Below are 16,495 nucleotides of genomic sequence, written 5' to 3' on the forward strand. Positions count from 1 at the left end.
AGGGAGAGGGGGGCAGGTCGGCGTGGCCGGTGGGCAGGCATTCAGCCGGACATTGCGCTACAGCAGAACGGACGCCAATTTTCCAACCGGCAGAGGACATCCCCCTCTCCCTCTGGGAGAGGGTTGGGGGTGAGGGTAATCATCCCGCACCGGATTCGACCGCCAATCGAAGCGCTTCCAGCACAGCATCAGCCCCCACCAAGACATCGTGATTCCAATAGCGCAAAACGCGAATCCCCTGCCCTGCCAGCCAGACGTCACGCTCTCGATCATGCGCAGACTCCAGATGCTGCCCACCATCCAGTTCCACCGCCAGCCGCAGCGCATGGCAATAGAAATCCAGCACATTGCGCCCGCACGGCACCTGCCGGCGAAACTTCAGGCCAAGAAAACGCCTATCTCTTAACGCTGCCCACAAGCTCCGCTCAACGTCGGTTTGCCGCCGCCGTAGCTGCCGCGCAAATGCCACCTCGTCCATGGTTCGCTCCCAGGTCGATCGACCTGGGAGAAAGGTCCGACATTCCCATGCAGGAGGCAGCCAGACGAGAACACCAGCGCTCCACAGAAACCACCGAGCCCAACCAAGAAAAGGCCCGCACGAATGCGGGCCAAGAGGGGTTGTCCATTCGCCATTCAACTGGCGTAGAGATAAGCCTCCACATCCATGCCGGCGTCGCGCATCTGCGCGAGCTTGTAGCGCAGGGTGCGCGGGCTGATGCCCAGGCGCTCGGCGGCTTCCTTGCGGCGGCCGCGCTCGCTGCGCAGGGTGTCGATGATCATCTGGAACTCGCGGCGCTTGAGGTCTTCGCCCAGCTGCCCGGCCTCGGTGGAGGCGACTGACGGAATGTCGACGCAGGCAGAAACCGGCGGCGGCGCCGATGCCGGCACTGCCGACAACACCGGGCGCGGCGCCAGGCCGATGGGCGAGGTCAGGCACAGATCAGCGGCCAGCACCTGGCCGCCCTGCTGCAGGATCAGCGAGCGCTGGATGGCGTTGTCCAGTTCGCGCACGTTGCCCGGCCAGGGATGCGTCAGCAAAGCGGCGCGGGCGCAATCGGCCAGGGTGACGGGTGCGTGGTTCATCTTGCGCGCGTACTTGGCCAGCAAGCGTTCGGCCAGCGGCAGGATATCGGCGGGACGCTCGCGCAGCGGGCGCCACGCCAACGGGAATACCGACAGTCGATAGTAGAGGTCCTCGCGGAAACGCCCGGCAGCCACCTCGCCGAGCAGGTCGCGGTTGGTGGTGGCGAGCACGCGGATATCCAGGCTGATCGGCTTGCGCGCGCCGACACGCTCCACCTCGCGCTCCTGCAGCACGCGCAGCAGCTTGGCTTGCAAGGCCAACGGCATCTCGGAAATTTCGTCGAGCAGGATGGTGCCCCCGTCAGCCAGTTCGAACTTGCCCGGCTGGGCAGCGATGGCCCCGGTGAAGGCCCCCTTCTCGTGGCCGAACAGGGTGGCCTCGAGCATGTTGTCCGGAATCGCCGCGCAGTTGATTGCAACGAACGGCTTGCCGACGCGGGGCGACTGCTGGTGGATGTACTGCGCCAGCACCTCCTTGCCGGTACCCGACTCGCCGGAGATCAGCACGGTGGAATCGCTCCGTGCGACACGGGCAGCCAGCTCCAGCAATTGCTGGCTGGCGGGCTCCAGGGCTACCGGGCCTTCGCCGGCACTGGCCGATACGGCCCCGAGCGCGTGGCGGGCCACCAGCTCCAGCAGCGCACGCGGCTCGAACGGTTTGACCAGGTAGTCGGCAGCGCCCTGGCGCATGGCATCCACGGCGCGGTCGACGGCGCCATAGGCGGTCATCAGCAGCACCGGCAATTGCGGATGGCGCTTGCGGATCAGGCCGAGCAACTGGTGCCCGTCCATGCCCGGCATGTTGACGTCGCTGATCACCAGGCTGAAGGCGTCCTTCTCCAGCGCTGGCAGCGCCGCTTCGGCGCAATCGACGGCAATGAAGTCGTGCCCGCCGAGCGACAGGGTGTCGCAGAGGGCTTCACGAAGGGCGCGGTCGTCTTCGACCAGCAGGACTTTGGCGGCCATGGAAATCACTCCTCGTGGACGGCGGATTGAGCCAGGATCAGCGGCAGGACCAGGGTGGCGCAGGTACCGAGACCCGGCCGCGAGCGCAGAAGCAGTTCACCCTGGTGAGCCTTGGCGACAGCTTTCACCACCGCGAGGCCGAGGCCGGTGCCGGTGGTCTTGGTGGTGAAGAAGGGTTCGCCGAGACGCGCCAGGGTTTCGGCGCTCATCCCCGGACCGTTGTCGCTGACGCTCAGGCGCAGGCTGTTGCCGTGCTGGTAGAGGTGCACCTTCAGGCGCACTTCGCGGCCAGCGGCCTGGATGGCGTTCTCCACCAGGTTGAGTACGGTGCCGACCAGCGTGTCGCGGTTGCACAACAACTCGCCCACGCGAGCATCGCACTGCCAACGCAGATTGAGTCCAACGACGTGGGATTCGGCCGCCGCGCGAAGGCTGCTGAACAGTTGGTTGGGGGCGAGGCGGTCCGGCAATGGCAGCTCGCCGCGGGCGAATACCAGCATGTCGCGCACCTGGCTTTCCAGCTCGTGCAGGCGCTCCTTGATGCGGCCGGCAAAGCGTTGCTGCTGCTCGACCGGCAGCTCGCCTTCGCTCAGGTGGCCGGCGTAAAGCATGGCGGCGGACAGCGGGGTACGGATCTGGTGAGCCAGGGAAGCGACCATGCGGCCGAGGGCGGACAGGCGCTCATGGCGGGCAAGCTGGTCCTGCAGACGACGGGTTTCCGTCAGGTCGTTGAGCAGGATGAGCTGGCCGGGTTCGCCGTTCAGCGGGCGGATGGCGATGGACACACGGCGACCATCGCGCAGGGAAACTTCGTGGCCGTCGTCGGCACGCGGGGCGAAGCTACGGGAGATGACCTCGCGCCAGAGCATGCCCACCAGCGGCTTGCCGAGCAGGGCGACCGCCACCGGATTGGCGTCGCGTACCACGCCCTGGCCGTCGATCATGATGACGCCGCCGGGCAATACGTCGAGCAGGCTCTGCAGGCGGTTGGCCTGGCGCTCCTTCTCCGCCAGCTCCTGCATGCGCTGCGCGCTGACCAGGGCCAGTTCGCCCTTGAGCTCGGTGACGCGGGCTTCCAGCAGGCTGTAGGACTGGTTGAGCTGGCTGGACATCTGGCTGAACAGCTCGAAGGTCTGCTCCAGATGGGCGCGGCTCTGCTGCTCCACCGGCACCTGCTCGGAGGGCCGGGAAGCGAGTTCAGTCTGGCGATGGGTGGCGGGCATCATGCGGTTTTTCCTCATCCGTCCGACGGCGTGAATCTGTCGGTCGGATGAGTCTTAGCAAACCGCGTGCCTAAAAATTACTCGTTATATTTCAATGACTTGAAAAAACGAGTGTGACGGAGGCGTCAATCCTCCGCCATTTCCTCTTCGCGGCGGCTCATGCCGTACTTGCGCATTTTCTCCACCAGGGTGGTCCGGCGGATGCGCAGGCGTTCGGCGGCTCGGGCGACGACACCACTGGCGTCGTCCAGCGCCTGCTGGATCAACCCCTGCTCCAGGTTGGCCAGGTAATCCTTCAGGTCGATGCCCTCGGCCGGCAGCATGGCCGGCGAGTCCAGGCCCGGCAGGCCGGCGGTGATCGCCGCGCGCTCTTCCAGTTCCTCGCGCAGGCTGGTCGCCAGTTGCTCGTCCTCGTCGTCGACGTGACGGAATTTCTTCGGCAGCTCGCCCACTCCGATCACGCCGTAGGGATGCATGATCGCCAGACGCTCGACGAGGTTGGCCAGCTCGCGCACGTTGCCCGGCCAGTCGTGACGGCAGAGCGACATGATGGCGGCCGAGTTGAAGCGGATCGAACCGCGCTTCTCGTGCTCCATGCGCGAGATGAGTTCGTTCATCAGCAGCGGGATGTCCTCGACGCGCTCGCGCAGCGGGGCCATCTCGATGGGGAAGACGTTGAGGCGGTAGTACAGGTCCTCGCGGAAACTACCGTCCTCGATCATCTTCTCGAGGTTCTTGTGGGTCGCGGCGATGATGCGCACGTCGACGTTCTGCGTCTTGTTGCTGCCCACGCGCTCGAAGGTGCGCTCCTGCAGCACGCGCAGCAGCTTGACCTGCATCGGCAGCGGCATGTCGCCGATCTCGTCGAGGAACAGCGTGCCGCCGTTGGCCAGCTCGAAGCGGCCCGCACGCGTGGTGATGGCACCGGTGAACGCGCCCTTCTCGTGGCCGAACAGTTCGCTTTCCAGCAACTCCGCCGGAATCGCGCCGCAGTTGACCGGCACGAATGGCGCATCGCGGCGCTTGGAGTGGTAGTGCAGGTTGCGCGCCACCACCTCCTTGCCGGTGCCGGATTCGCCGAGAATCAGCACGCTGGCATCGGTATCGGCGACCTGCTGCATCATCTGCCGCACCTGCTGGATGGCACGGCTGGTGCCCACCAGGCTGCGGAACAGGTTGGGTTCGCGCTGGCGGCCACGCTCACGGGCCTGGTCGTACATCTCACGGTAGACCTGGGCGCGGTGCAGGGAGTCGAGCAGCTTGTTGTAGCTGGGCGGCATCTCGAGGCTGGCCAGCACGCGGCGGCGCAGTTCCTCGGGCCATTCGTTGGGCACCGGCTCGCCCATCAGCAGCACGGGCAGGTATTCGTCCCAGGCAGCGAGCTGCTTGAGCAGCTCAAGCGCCCCGCCCTTGCTTTCCACAGCGCCGACCAGCACGCAGAGCACGTCGCGGCTGCCATTGGGCAGCGGGTCGACGATCTGCCGCCAGTCGCGGCTGTTGCAGGAGAGCTGGTCTTCACCCAGGAAGCTGATGATCACCGAGAGGTCCCGGCAACGGTCCTGGTTGTCATCGATCACGAGGATTTTGGTTTCGCGCCACATCTTAGCTTGTCATCCCGGGCTTGAAGGCCGTACTACGGCGGCTGACACGATCTGGCCACAGCACAAATTCCTCATGCTAGCCAGCATTTGGCCACTAGTTAAGTCAAAATTGTGGCTAGAGTCAAATTTATGGCGTGTTTTTTTTGATGAAGCCCGACGAAGGGTGTTGATCCTTGTCATGGCAATCGAACTGGAGGGTAGTTCGAAGCGCGGAAGGCGGCCAACGGTACCTGACCGATCACCGCCCGAAGAGAGCCGATCCGAATGGATCAGCCGAACATCTGGTAAACCTTGGCGCCCTGGTGGGAGCGATTGACGCGGACGATTTCGCCTGCCACCTCTTCGCGCTGCCGAGTGACAGCCTGGACCAATTCGCGGTAGAGCACCAGCAATCCTTCCAGGCTGCGCTTGAGTTCGCTGTCATCGTCCATCGGCTCGACCATCGCGGCATCGACGTGCTCGCGACACTGAAGGTCGAGCTGGGCGACCGCTTCCCAGTCTTCCTGGGCCAGTGCGGCCCCGAGAGCGAGGCGGGTCTGTTCGATCTGCTGGACGGCGAGAGTCATGTTCGGTATCTCCTGGCAGGCCGCAATCACGGAGCGATAGCGTCCCAGCCTTCCTTGAGGGTGCGCAGCAGACCCGAGACTTCGTCGAGCACCTGCACTTCGTTGCTGCGGTTGGCGTCGCCCAGGCGACGGCTCATGTAGTCGTAAAGGTTGGCATAGTTTTCCGCCACCTCGCCACCCGCCTCGAAGTTCAGCGCTTCGCGCAGGCCGGCGATGATCGCGGTGGCCTTGGCGATCAGCATGCCCTTCTGAGCGAACTGCTCGCGCTCCATCGAGCCGCGCGCCTGGGCGATGCGGCTCAGGCCACCTTCCATCAGCATCTGGATAAGACGATGGGGAGAGGCGTCGTGCACCTGCGACTGGTTGTTCACATTCTGGTACTGGCGCAGCGCTGCCGAAGCGTTCATCTGATTTCCCCTTGATTCGCTGAACGATCAAATCGTCGATATTCAAAGTATCGGCGCAGGCGGGAAAACCTTTAGGCAAAAATCAGCACGGGCGTACGGCCCCGCAACCCGCCACAGAGCGGCGGGCCGCTCAGGAATCAGCTGTCGGAACTGCTGGTCTTGTTCAGCGCGTTGAGCGTGGTCAGCACACTGGACTTGGTGGCGTTGAGCTGGGCGACCAGGGAGTCCATGGCGTTGTACTTGGCCATCAGCGTGGTCGTCAGCTTGTCCATGCGATCGGTCAGCTTGGTCTGCTGATCCGCCAGGTCGCTGAGGGTGCCGTTCAGCGCCGAAGTGCGTTGATCGAGCAGGCCATTGGTCTTGGTATAGGCGTCGAGGTTGCCGCTCATGCGCGAGAGCAGGCCGCCGGAGCCGGTGAAGAACCCCTGCACCGAGGCGAAATTCTGCTCCAGCGCCTTGTCCAGCTTGTCGCTGTCTACCGCCAGGGTACCGTCGGTCTTGGTCGAAATACCCAACTGCGACAGCAGCTTGATGCTGCCGCCTTCGGTAGAGGAGCCGACCAGCTCGCTGCGCATGGTATTGAGCAGCGTGCGCGTCATGGCGTCACTGGCCAGCGATGCCGCCGAGGTGGTCGGATTGCCGTCGGCGTCCATGGTGTTGGTGATCTTGGTCAGCGAGTTGATCGAGGTCATCAACGCGTTATAGGCATCGACGAAAGACTGGACCGAGGTCTTCAGGCCATCGGTGTTGGTATCCACCGTGACGGTGGACTTGCCCACATCGACCAGATCGAACTCGACGCCACTGATGGCGCTGGTGATCTTGTTCACCGAGCTGCTCATCTCCAGGCCGTCGATGGTGTAGCTGGCGTTCTTCGCCGGCTCGTCGACATAACCGCCGGTCGTGGCGCTGGCCTTGGTGCCGGCGCCGTCGATCTTGAGCACACCGAGACTGGAATCCCCGGTGGTGGCGATGCTGATGTCGCTGCCAGCGCCGGTGACGCTGGAACCCAGCACCAGGCGGGGGCCGTTGGAGTCGGTGATGATGTTCGCGGTGATGCCGCTGGACTTGAGCTGACTGTTGATGCTGTCGCGGATGTCCGACAGGCTCGCGCCGGCAGCGACGCTGACCTTATAGGTGCTGCTGCCCTGGGAGATGCTCAGGGTGCCCGCGCCGAAGGTGGCCGCCTTGTCGATGTACTGCGTTGCCACCTTGGAGCTAGTGGCCAGGTTCTTCACCTCGATCTTGTATGTGCCCGCTGCAGCCCCGGTGCCCAGGGTGGCAGTCAGCGCATCGGCGTTCGAGCTTTTCACCGCCAGACCGGCAAAGGAGTTGGAGCTGGAGTCGTTGAGCTTGCTCAGCGCTGTCTGGAAAGTCGACAGGGCGCTCTTGAGCGAACCGATACCGGAGAGCGTGGTATTGGTCGCGGTCTTCTGATTGGTGATCTGACTCTGTTTCGGCGCCTTCTGCGCGTTCACCAGCGAAGTCACGATGGAGTCGATGTCGTATCCCGACCCCACACCATTGATCGAAGTCCCGGCCATTTGCCTACCCTCCTGTCCAAATTTCTGGCGGAATTGACTTTACCGCCTGCGTCTACCAACGCCCCATTCAAGAATCGCGCCAGATCTCTCGAAATCTGGGATCAGGCGCGTTCGCTGAACAGCAGATTACCCGCTTCTTTCAGGCTTTCTGCCAACTTGAGTGCAACTTCCGAAGGAATCTGCCGAATAACCTCGCCAGTATCCGCGGCCACAACCTTTACGACGGTTTCGCCACTGGCATCATCGACCGAGAATTCCAGGTTGCGCTGTACCGACTGGGCCTGTTCACGCAGCCGGCTGACGGCTTCGTTCAGGCTTCGGCGGTTATTGGCCGGCGACTCCTTGGCGCTCTGCGGCAAGCTGTTGCCGCTGGCCGGCTTGCTGCCCGCGGCGGCGTTGTCGGCCGGTCGCAGGGTGTTGATTCCGAGGCTGGTATCCATCAGGTTTCCCCCTCCACACGCAAAGCAAGAAAGGGCGCTGGGCGCCCTTCCTTCCATTTATAGCCTTTCGGCAATCCCTTACTGGAGCAGCTTCAGGACTGCGGACGGCAGCTGGTTGGCCTGGGCCAGTACCGCGGTGGCGGCCTGTTGCAGGGTCTGCTGCTTGGTCATCTGCGCCGTTTCCGAAGCGAAGTCCACGTCCTGGATGGTGCTGCGTGCGGCAGTGGCGTTCTCGGAGACGTTCTGCAGGTTGGAGATGGTGCTGTCCAGACGGTTCTGGATGGCGCCCAGTGCGGAACGCTGGGTATCGATCTGCTTCAGCGCGGCGTCGATGACCTGGGTGGCCTTCTGCGAGTTGGTCGAGTCGGAGATGTCCAGTTTGTCGACGCTGCTGTAGGAGGTGATGGCAGTCGCGGCAGCCAGACCCAGGGTACTGGCGAGGTCACCACTGGTTGCAGCGCCAGTAGTGACGTCGATGTCCTTGCCGGAGGTCAGGATCAGCTTGCCGGAGGCGTTAACGTTTGCAGACACGCCGGTGACGTTGGTGTTGATCGCTGCGGCGATATCGTTGGCACTGGCGCCCTTGGCGATGCTGACAGTGGTGCCGTTAATGGTCAGGGAGCCGGCAGCAGATACGGTACCGCCACTGCCGTTGGTGTCGGCGGTGATGGCGTTGCCACCGGTTTCGCTGGCCAGGACCGAGGTGCCCTTCAGGGCCGAGGCGCTCATGTCGCCCAGGGTGAAGCTCACGGTTTCGTTGGCGTTGGCGCCGACCTGGAAGGTCAGGGTACCAGTGCCGCCAGCGGTGCCGTCGAGCAGCTTGATGCCGGAGGTACCGCCACCGAAGGTGGTGGTCTGGGAAATACGGGTCAGTTCAGCGGTCAGCGACTTGAACTCCTGGTTCAGCGACGCCTGGTCTTCGGTGCTGTTGGAGCCGTTGGCGGACTGCAGGGACAGTTCACGCATACGCTGCAGGATGTTGGTGGACTCCTGCAGGGCGCCTTCGGCGGCCTGGGCGATGGAGTTGGCGTCCTGGGCGTTCTTCACAGCCACATCGAGGCCTTTGACCTGGCTGGTCAGACGGTTGGATATCTGCGAGCCGGCGGCGTCGTCCTTGGCGCTGTTGATACGCAGGCCGGTGGACAGACGGGTCATCGAAGTGGTCAGGGAGTTGGAGGCCTTGGTCAGGTTCTTTTGAACCGACAGCGAGGCGATGTTGGTATTAACGGTAAGAGCCATGACGGATTCCTCGTATTAGGGCTAGGTGGCCTCTCCTTGCCGCTATCAGATCCGAAATGGCGTGGAGAACCTTCGTTAGGGTTATCGTCGTCTTCGTCAATCGCTTTAGCCCTTTTTTCAAATTTCTTTTCATCTCCCCGAAATTTCCCGGCTGGCCCCGTTCTTGCTGGTAGCTACCACGTCGTCAAATTTGCGCCACCACTTGCTACAGGCCCCGTCTCACTATGCACAACGCAACTCGCCAGAAACTCCAGCGAATCGTCGATGCCCTAAAGATTGCCGAGGACCGGCAGGACATCGCTCAGCAAATCGCCCTCTACGAAGAGTTGGTCAAGGAAAAGCCCGACCTAGCTCTGGGCCAGGCGCAGCTCGGCGTTCTCTATTGGGACAAAGGGGACGAGGAGCGCGCCCGAAACCATTTCGATCAGGCTCTGGCTTTGCCACAGACCGATCACATTGACAGCCTGCTCTTCGGACGCATGGCCAAATCTCGGCTGTACACCGGCAACCTGGATCGTGCGCGCGCCTGGTACAACACCAAGCCAAATCTGTGGCGCCTTCGTCTGTACTTCGAGAGCCTCAATCAGGCCGAACGTTTCGAAGAAGCCGAAACTCTGCTGCTGAACCTACTGGGCGGAGAGTTACCCCGGGAAGGCCAGTTGCTGACCCTGCACATGATGGCCCAAGTCTATCTCTATACCGGCAGGACCCACGACAGCGTCGCTGCCTGCCAGGCCGGCCTGGAAATCGACCCGACCTGTGAACCATTGATCTTCAATCTCGCAGTAGCCCAAGAAATGATCGGCCGTTACCAGGAGGCATTCCAGGGCTACAACCGTGTCCTGCAACTGGACCCGCAGAACAACGAGACCCACAACAACCTGTCGCACCTCATGCTGCGCCTCGGGGAATTCGAGAGCGGCTGGCGCCATTACGAATGGCGCTGGGGCAGCGCACTGAAGGATCAGCATGTGGACTTCCCCCTACCCCGCTGGCAGGGGGAACCGCTGGCAGGGCACTCGCTGCTGGTCTGGCGTGAACAGGGTATCGGCGACCAGATCATGTTCTCCAGCATGCTGCCCTCACTGCTGGAGCGCGGTGGTGCACTAAAGTACGAAGTCGAAAGCCGACTGGTCCCTCTGTTCCAACGCAGTTTTCCCGACGTTGAACTGGTCCAGCGTAGCCCCATGAGCATCGAGGAAAATGGCCAGGAGGTATCAAAACTGGCCTGGCCGGCGACCGACTATCAGATTCCAATGGGCAGCCTTGGGCTGCAATTGCGCCCGTCCCTGGAAAGCTTCCCCAACCAGGCGGGTTTCCTGCTGGCGGACCCGGAGCACAGCAAGCAATTGCGTCAAGAGTATCAGCAACTGTATCCCCACAAGCGACTGGTAGGTGTTTCCTGGCGAGGCGGGAACAGCGTCGGCAACCAGAAGCAGAACCGTCGCATCGGCATGTCCGAACTCGTCAAGCTCAATGCTTTGTCGGACGTCCAGTTGATCAATCTGCAGTACGGCGACACCGTCGCTGAGATCGCGGAAGCGGCCGCACTCGGTCTCCACATCCATAACGATGCGCGAATCGACCCATTGCGCGACATCGATGCCCAGGCTGCGCAGATTGCAGCCCTCGATGCAGTGATTAGCGTGGATAACACCACCGTTCACCTGGCTGGCTCCTTGGGCACTCCCACTCTTGCCTTGCTCCAGCTCAATCCCAACTGGCGGTGGGGCCTGCAGGAAGGCCCTAGTTACTGGTACCCAAGTGTTCATCTGATTCGCAATCATCAGATCAGTACGTGGGCCCCTGCCCTGGACAAAGCCATTGCGGCCCTGCGCACTGCTGGCCAACTCTGACCTCTCGACTTTCAGGACAAGAATCATGAAGTGTTGCGTAATCATTCCGGTAGGACCTGGGCACAAGGAGCTGTCACAACGCGTGATCGGCACCATTGAACAGGCCATAGCCCATGGTACCGGCGGCTTCAGCGAAGTTGAGATCCTGCCTCAGGACGATACTCTTGGACTGGGTCGTTCTCGGGCCAGGAACCTCGGCGTCGCCGAAGCTGGCCAGCGAGGGGCGGACTGGATTTTCTTCATCGACGCTGATGAGCTGATGGCGCCCACTGCCTTCGCCGATGTGGAGCACCTGCTGGCGGATCACGACGCGATCTGGGGGGCGATCTACGAGGCCAACCTCGCCACCCAGCAAGCCAGCCGTCGAGCCAATGACGTGGCGCCTATCACCACTCTTGAGCAGGTTCTGATCAACCACCCCTTCCTGACGCTGCACAACGGCCATTTTGTCCGCCAAGAAGTTGCCGAAGCTCACCCCTTCAATACGGAAATGGACTGCGGAGAAGACTTCGAGTACTACCTGCGCGTCTGGCGCGATGCACGCTGCATCAAGATCGAAAAGCCTCTGTTCCTCAATGTTCGAGGCCAGCATTCGACCGGTCCGCGCGCAGCAACGGGCAAAGACTGGAACGAAGCGATGCCGCGCGTTTTCGCAAATTTCTGCAGCGAAAATGAAGTTATCGCCAGCGTTCCATTCGCCGATAAACAGGTCAGGTTCCGACTGAGTAACACCCTGGACCTCATTCAGAATCAACTGGCCCGCGAACAGTTCTTCGAAACCAATGAGCTCAGCGAAACACTGCTGGTGTTGCCGCGCAATCCGATCGTATTCGATGTAGGCGCGAACATCGGCAACCATGCCCTGTTCTTCGCATGCATCGGTCAGGCCGCGGAGACTCACTGCTTCGAACCCACCGATGCGGCCGCCGACCTGCTCGAGGAGAACTTCGCACTGAACGGCATCTCCCCATCCAGTGCAAAAATTCATCGCATCGGCATAGGTGCAAAAGCCGGCAAAGCCAGCTTCGACCATCTGGAGTCCACCAACCTCGGGGCCACCAGCATCAAGTGCGACGACTCAGGCGAGATAGTCATCGACTCACTCGACAACCTCTACCCTGAAACCATTCCCGACCTGCTGAAAATCGATGTGGAGGGCATGGAACTGGATGTATTGCAAGGTGCGCAAGCCCTGATTGAACGCTCACGACCGGCCATCCTGATCGAAGTTGCCAATGCAAACAAAGGACATTTTCTCGCCTGGGCGGGAGCCCATGACTACCGGATTCATCGTGCATTCGAACTGGTAAATGCCTCCAACTATCTCCTATTGCCCCAAGCCACTCGGCCGGGCTTCTATGACGGAGGAGTCGCTGCCACTCGCGAATGGACCTCGCGCATGCCTCTGGCCAAAGAGCAGCCGCCATGCGGCTGGTCGATCCAGGACTATCTCGTGTCGTCAATCGGAACGCAGCCGACACTTGAGTTGATCCTGACCGAAGGCCGGCTCGCAGCAAAAGACATCACCAATCGTCAGGAGTACACCCTTGGTGACAACGCCCTTGCTGACCTGAGCCAGAGATTTGCAGGAAAGAGTATTTTCCTGGGTGAGCTGCTCGGTACTCTGAGCGCAGAGCAATTCAGCATGATCCTCAAAGGTTTGAAGCACCACCAAGGCGATGTCCTATTGTTGGACCTGATGGACTCTCGCTGGAACAACGCCTTCAACGAAAGCCATCGCTATCGGGATGCCGAGTGGTACCTGACCCAGGCTAACCAGCATGGTTTCCAACTCCACCGTTACCAGAAGCTGCCGCACAAAGCAGCCTCTGGTGCCCACGAACAACTGGACAGCCGCCTCACTTTCCTTCATCTCAAACACGCTTAAGCCACGGAGCGACAAATCAAAAGGGGATGTCCATAGACATCCCCCTTTTTATTTGGCCTCGCTGCTTGCCCCTCAGAGTTTGTTGAACAGACTCAGCTGACTGATCCGCGCGAACGCCGCCTGGGCGGCTTCGAGCATGGTCTGCTGCAGCACCAGCTGCGAGGTCGCCGCGGCCATGTCGGTGTCGCGGATCGACGACTGCGTGGTGGTGTTGGTCAGCGCCAGGCTCTGGTTTTCCTGGTCGAGCACATCGATGGTATTGAGCCGCGCACCAATCGACGACTGGGTCGCCAGTACCTGGTCGCTGGCCTTGTCCAGGTTGGTGATCGCGCTGGCCACCATGTTGCGGATGGTCAACTGCGCCTGCGGGTTGTTGGCGGTGGAGGTGTCCAGCGCCTTGCGCAGGTCGCCGATGGTGTTGAGGATGTTCTGCCGCTCCGGCGAGCTGGCGGTGACGGAGAACTGGTCACCGGTCGCTGGGGCGGCGCTGATGGTCATGTCCACGCCGGCCACGGTCACCGTCTGCGGGAAAGTCGCCCCCACCGTCCCGGTGGACAACGGCATCGCGCCCTGGCTGGTGGGTAGCGCGTAGACCTCGTAGGCGGTGGCGCTGGTGAACTTGAGCTGCACGCCACCGCTGGGGAACTGCGTGGTGTAGCTGGTGTTGTTGCTCACTGTCGCAGAGGTGATCTGCGCGGTCGACGTATTGGTGGCGCTGCGTTTGACCGACAGGGTGTCGGTCGCCGCGCCGAAGCTGAAGCTGTAGCCGCTCACCAGGCTGTCCATGGTGCTGGCGTCATCGGTCTTCTGCAGCGACACGTCGAGCTGGAACTGCGCGCCGCGGAAGTTGATGGCATTGCTGTCAGTGGAGGTCGCGTCATAGGTGCCATTGGTGGTGGCATCGCTGGTGACGTCGTTGCCGTCCTTGTCGAGGATCTGGTACTGCGTACCGCTGAGCACGTTCAGCGTGTAGGGCGCGCCGTCGCGGAAGCTCGCGCTGTAGCTGCTGTCGCTGGTCACCGTGCCCTGGGACAGAAACGCACGCTGCACTCCATCGGCATTGGGATTGCTGGTCAGGGAGCTGGTGGTGCGGCTGGCGTTGGCCGCCATCTCGAAGATGCTCCAGCCGTTGTCGTTGGTCGACATCGTCAGGTTGTCGGAGATCTGCAGCTTGAGGGTGCTCTGGTCGCCCTGGTAGCTGAAGCTGCCGTCGGCATTCTGCACGAAGGGCTGCACGGTGCTCTTGCTGCCGGAGAACAGGTAATTGCCGCCGGCGTCCTTGCTGTTCATCAGGGTCAGCAGCTGGTTCTGGATGGCGCCCAGTTCATCGCTGATGGCGCCGCGGTCTTCGTCGGTCATCGAGCCGTCGCCGGCGCGCAGCGTCAGTTCACGGGCGCGCTGCAAGGCAGTGGTGATGGAGTCGAGGACGCTCTGTTCCTGGTTCAGGCTGTTGGTCGCGCTGGTCATGTTGCCGCTGTACTGGGTCAGCAGCGCCTGCTGCTGTTCCAGTTGCAGCAGACGCGCGGCGCCGACGGGGTCGTCGGCGGGCGTCTGGATGCGCGTGCCGCTGGAGATCTGCTCCTGCAGCTTGGACAGGGTCGCGTAGCCGCGGTTGTAGTTGTCGATGTTGGAGTTGAAGATCTGCGGGGTGGAAATTCGCACTACCATTTCGGCCTCCTCAGATGTTGTTGATCAAAGTGTCGAAGAGCGTCTGCGCGGTCTTGATGACCTGCGCGGAGGCCGTGTAGTACTGCTGGAACTTGACCAGGTTGGCCGCTTCCTCATCGAGGTTCACCGCCGACAGCGAATCGCGCGTGCCTTGTGCCTGGGTCAGCACCGCCTCGGTGGCGGTGGCGTCGAGCTTGGCCTGGTTGGCGGTGGCGCCGACGGTCTCCGTCAGGCTGCTGTATGCGCCGGTCAGGCTCATGCCGCTACCACTGCCGGTGCCGCTGCCAACGGTCTTGGCACTCTGCAAGTCGATCAGCTTCTGCGCGTTGGTGTTGTCGGCGTCGCCGTCGCTGTTGAAGGCCACGGAGAAGCTGTCGCCCTGCCCCGGATAGCCGGCGATGGTGGTCTCGAAGGTGAACGACGGCGTGCCCGGCACGGTAATGCTGAGGTCGTTGCTCTGCCCCGGCACGATGTTGCCGGTGCCCAGCGGATTGCCGGCCGAGTCGTAGATGGTATAGCCCTGGGTGCCGCCGCTGGCGGCGTCGAACACCAGCTTGACCGGCAGGCCAGCCTTGATTGCCGCCGACATGGCCGCGCTGTTGGTCGAGTCCAGCTGCGAGGTTAGGCTGGTGCCGCTGATGGTGCCGCTGCCGATGTTGCCGGTGGTGGTGCTGGCGGTCACCGCCGAGGCGAAGGCCAGGCGGTTGGAGTCGGTCATGGTGACCGAGATGTCCGCTGCGGCGGTGCGGGTCGGGATCACGGTGAAGCGGTCGCCGGCCTGCACCGTGCCGACGCTCTGCTGGCTGATGCTGAAGCCGTCGAATTCCTTCGGCGGGTTGTCGGTCAGGTCACCGCTGCCCAGCACCGTGCCATCGGAGGAACGCTTGATGGTGTAGCCGGTGGCAGAGGTGAAGGTCACCTCGTAGTCACTGGTGGTCAGCGCGCCGCTGTCGGTGATGTTGACGTTGAGGTTGCCGGTACCGGTGTTATGGGTGTTGGCCAGGCTACGGTTGCCGATCACGCTGGCGTCATTGATGTCCTTGAACAGCTGCGCGCCGAAATTGCCGTTCAGGTCCAGGCCCTGGGCCAGCTGGCTGTTGAAGGTGTCGGCGAGGACGATGGCCATGCGCCCGAGTTCGTTCTGGGTCGTGTCGAGCACATCGCTGCGGTAGCGCAGCAGGCCGCCCATCTGGCCGCCGGTGACCACCGAGGTGACGTCCATGGTCGAGCTGCCGGAGCTCAGGCTCAGGCTGAACTGCGACGGGTTGTTGGCGCTCGGCCCGGCAGTCAGGGTGGAGGAGTTGGCGCCCACCACCAGCGGCTGCCCGGAGCCCAGGTAAAGGTTGAGGCTGCTGCCCTGCTTGACCACGCTGACGCCGATCATGCCCGAGAGCTGCAGCACCGCCTGGTCGCGCTTGTCCTGCAGGTCGTTGGCGCTGGCGCCGCCGGCCTCGGCGGCAATGATCGCCTGGTTGTACTGGGCGATGGTCTTGGCCAGGTCGGTGACCTGCCCGGCCAGGCTGTCCATCTGGGTGTTGACGTAGCTGTTCTGGGTGCCCAGCTGGGTGGAAATCGAATTGAAGCGCTGCGCCAGGTTGTTGGCCTGGGTCAACACCAGCTGGCGCGAGGCGGCGTCGGTCGGCGTGGCCGAGGCGGTCTGCAGCGAGGCGAAGAAATTCTGCATGACCTTGGACAGGCCGGTGGTGCTGTCGGACAGCAGCGAGTCGATCTGGTTGACCTGGGACAGGTAGGTCTGCGCATCGCTGTCCACCGAGGTGGCGCCGCGCAACTGGTTGGCCAGGAACTCGCTGTACATCCGGCGCACGTCCTGCACCGTGGTGCCGGTGCCGACGTAGTACTGCCCGGCGAACTGCTCGGCAGAGGTCACCTGCGACGTCGACTGGCGGGTGTAGCCGGCCGTGTTGACGTTGGTGATGTTGTTGCCGGTGGTGCTCAGTGCCGCTTGCGAGGCATTGAGTCCGGACAGTCCGATGGATAGTAGGCTCATGGGCTT

At 62.5% G+C, this 16,495-nt stretch carries 13 protein-coding genes; 2 read left to right on the forward strand and 11 right to left on the reverse strand.

All coding sequences use genetic code 11. The features are described from left to right. Window positions 1–139: 139 nt before the first annotated feature. The 9 genes from LDJ84_RS21455 to LDJ84_RS21495 all read right to left on the reverse strand — a co-directional run bounded on the left by LDJ84_RS21455 (window position 140) and on the right by LDJ84_RS21495 (window position 9,069). Complete coding sequence (locus LDJ84_RS21455) at window positions 140–478, reverse strand: endonuclease domain-containing protein (protein ID WP_226045388.1); 339 nt, start codon at window positions 476–478, stop codon at window positions 140–142. Between the two features lie 155 nt (window positions 479–633). Next, window positions 634–2,049, reverse strand: a complete 1,416-nt coding sequence (gene fleR, locus LDJ84_RS21460) for a sigma-54-dependent response regulator transcription factor FleR (RefSeq protein WP_226045389.1) — start codon at window positions 2,047–2,049, stop codon at window positions 634–636. A 5-nt stretch (window positions 2,050–2,054) separates the two neighbouring features. Next, window positions 2,055–3,275 carry a sensor histidine kinase gene (locus tag LDJ84_RS21465; protein ID WP_226045390.1) on the reverse strand — a complete coding sequence of 407 codons (1,221 nt, stop codon included), beginning with the start codon at window positions 3,273–3,275 and terminating at the stop codon, window positions 2,055–2,057. Window positions 3,276–3,397: 122 nt separating this feature from the next. Then, window positions 3,398–4,873, reverse strand: coding sequence for a sigma-54 dependent transcriptional regulator (locus tag LDJ84_RS21470; RefSeq protein WP_065086323.1), 1,476 nt, complete (start codon window positions 4,871–4,873; stop codon window positions 3,398–3,400). 269 nt (window positions 4,874–5,142) lie between these two features. Then, window positions 5,143–5,439 (reverse strand): flagellar protein FliT, encoded by a 297-nt coding sequence (gene fliT / locus LDJ84_RS21475; RefSeq protein WP_024764931.1) that lies wholly within the window; start codon window positions 5,437–5,439, stop codon window positions 5,143–5,145. 26 nt (window positions 5,440–5,465) lie between these two features. Continuing rightward, window positions 5,466–5,846: a flagellar export chaperone FliS gene (fliS, locus tag LDJ84_RS21480; protein WP_065086324.1), complete on the reverse strand. Its 381-nt coding sequence runs from the start codon at window positions 5,844–5,846 to the stop codon at window positions 5,466–5,468. Window positions 5,847–5,983: 137 nt separating this feature from the next. Further along, entirely contained in the window at window positions 5,984–7,390 is a 1,407-nt protein-coding gene (gene fliD / locus LDJ84_RS21485) for a flagellar filament capping protein FliD (RefSeq protein WP_065086325.1), read from the reverse strand. Between the two features lie 101 nt (window positions 7,391–7,491). Next, entirely contained in the window at window positions 7,492–7,830 is a 339-nt protein-coding gene (locus LDJ84_RS21490; protein WP_065086326.1) for a flagellar protein FlaG, read from the reverse strand. Window positions 7,831–7,908: 78 nt separating this feature from the next. Beyond that, window positions 7,909–9,069: a flagellin gene (locus tag LDJ84_RS21495; RefSeq protein ID WP_065086327.1), complete on the reverse strand. Its 1,161-nt coding sequence runs from the start codon at window positions 9,067–9,069 to the stop codon at window positions 7,909–7,911. Window positions 9,070–9,293: 224 nt separating this feature from the next. On the opposite strand from LDJ84_RS21495, the gene LDJ84_RS21500 reads away from it, so the two are divergent. Together LDJ84_RS21500 and LDJ84_RS21505 are read left to right on the forward strand one after the other, a co-directional pair. Next, window positions 9,294–10,925 carry a tetratricopeptide repeat protein gene (locus tag LDJ84_RS21500; protein ID WP_065086328.1) on the forward strand — a complete coding sequence of 544 codons (1,632 nt, stop codon included), beginning with the start codon at window positions 9,294–9,296 and terminating at the stop codon, window positions 10,923–10,925. A gap of 82 nt (window positions 10,926–11,007) precedes the next feature. After that, entirely contained in the window at window positions 11,008–12,813 is a 1,806-nt protein-coding gene (locus tag LDJ84_RS21505) for an FkbM family methyltransferase (protein WP_065086329.1), read from the forward strand. 72 nt (window positions 12,814–12,885) lie between these two features. On the opposite strand, the gene LDJ84_RS21510 is transcribed toward LDJ84_RS21505, so the two are convergent. Together LDJ84_RS21510 and flgK are read right to left on the reverse strand one after the other, a co-directional pair. Continuing rightward, window positions 12,886–14,481 carry a flagellar hook-associated protein 3 gene (locus LDJ84_RS21510; RefSeq protein ID WP_205346109.1) on the reverse strand — a complete coding sequence of 532 codons (1,596 nt, stop codon included), beginning with the start codon at window positions 14,479–14,481 and terminating at the stop codon, window positions 12,886–12,888. A 10-nt stretch (window positions 14,482–14,491) separates the two neighbouring features. Next, on the reverse strand, window positions 14,492–16,489 hold the full coding sequence (gene flgK / locus LDJ84_RS21515; RefSeq protein ID WP_037014600.1) for a flagellar hook-associated protein FlgK: 1,998 nt from the start codon (window positions 16,487–16,489) through the stop codon (window positions 14,492–14,494). Window positions 16,490–16,495 lie beyond the last annotated feature (6 nt).

The organism is Pseudomonas sp. HS-18, from assembly GCF_020401845.1.
GTDB classification, from domain to species: Bacteria; Pseudomonadota; Gammaproteobacteria; order Pseudomonadales; family Pseudomonadaceae; genus Pseudomonas; species Pseudomonas nitroreducens.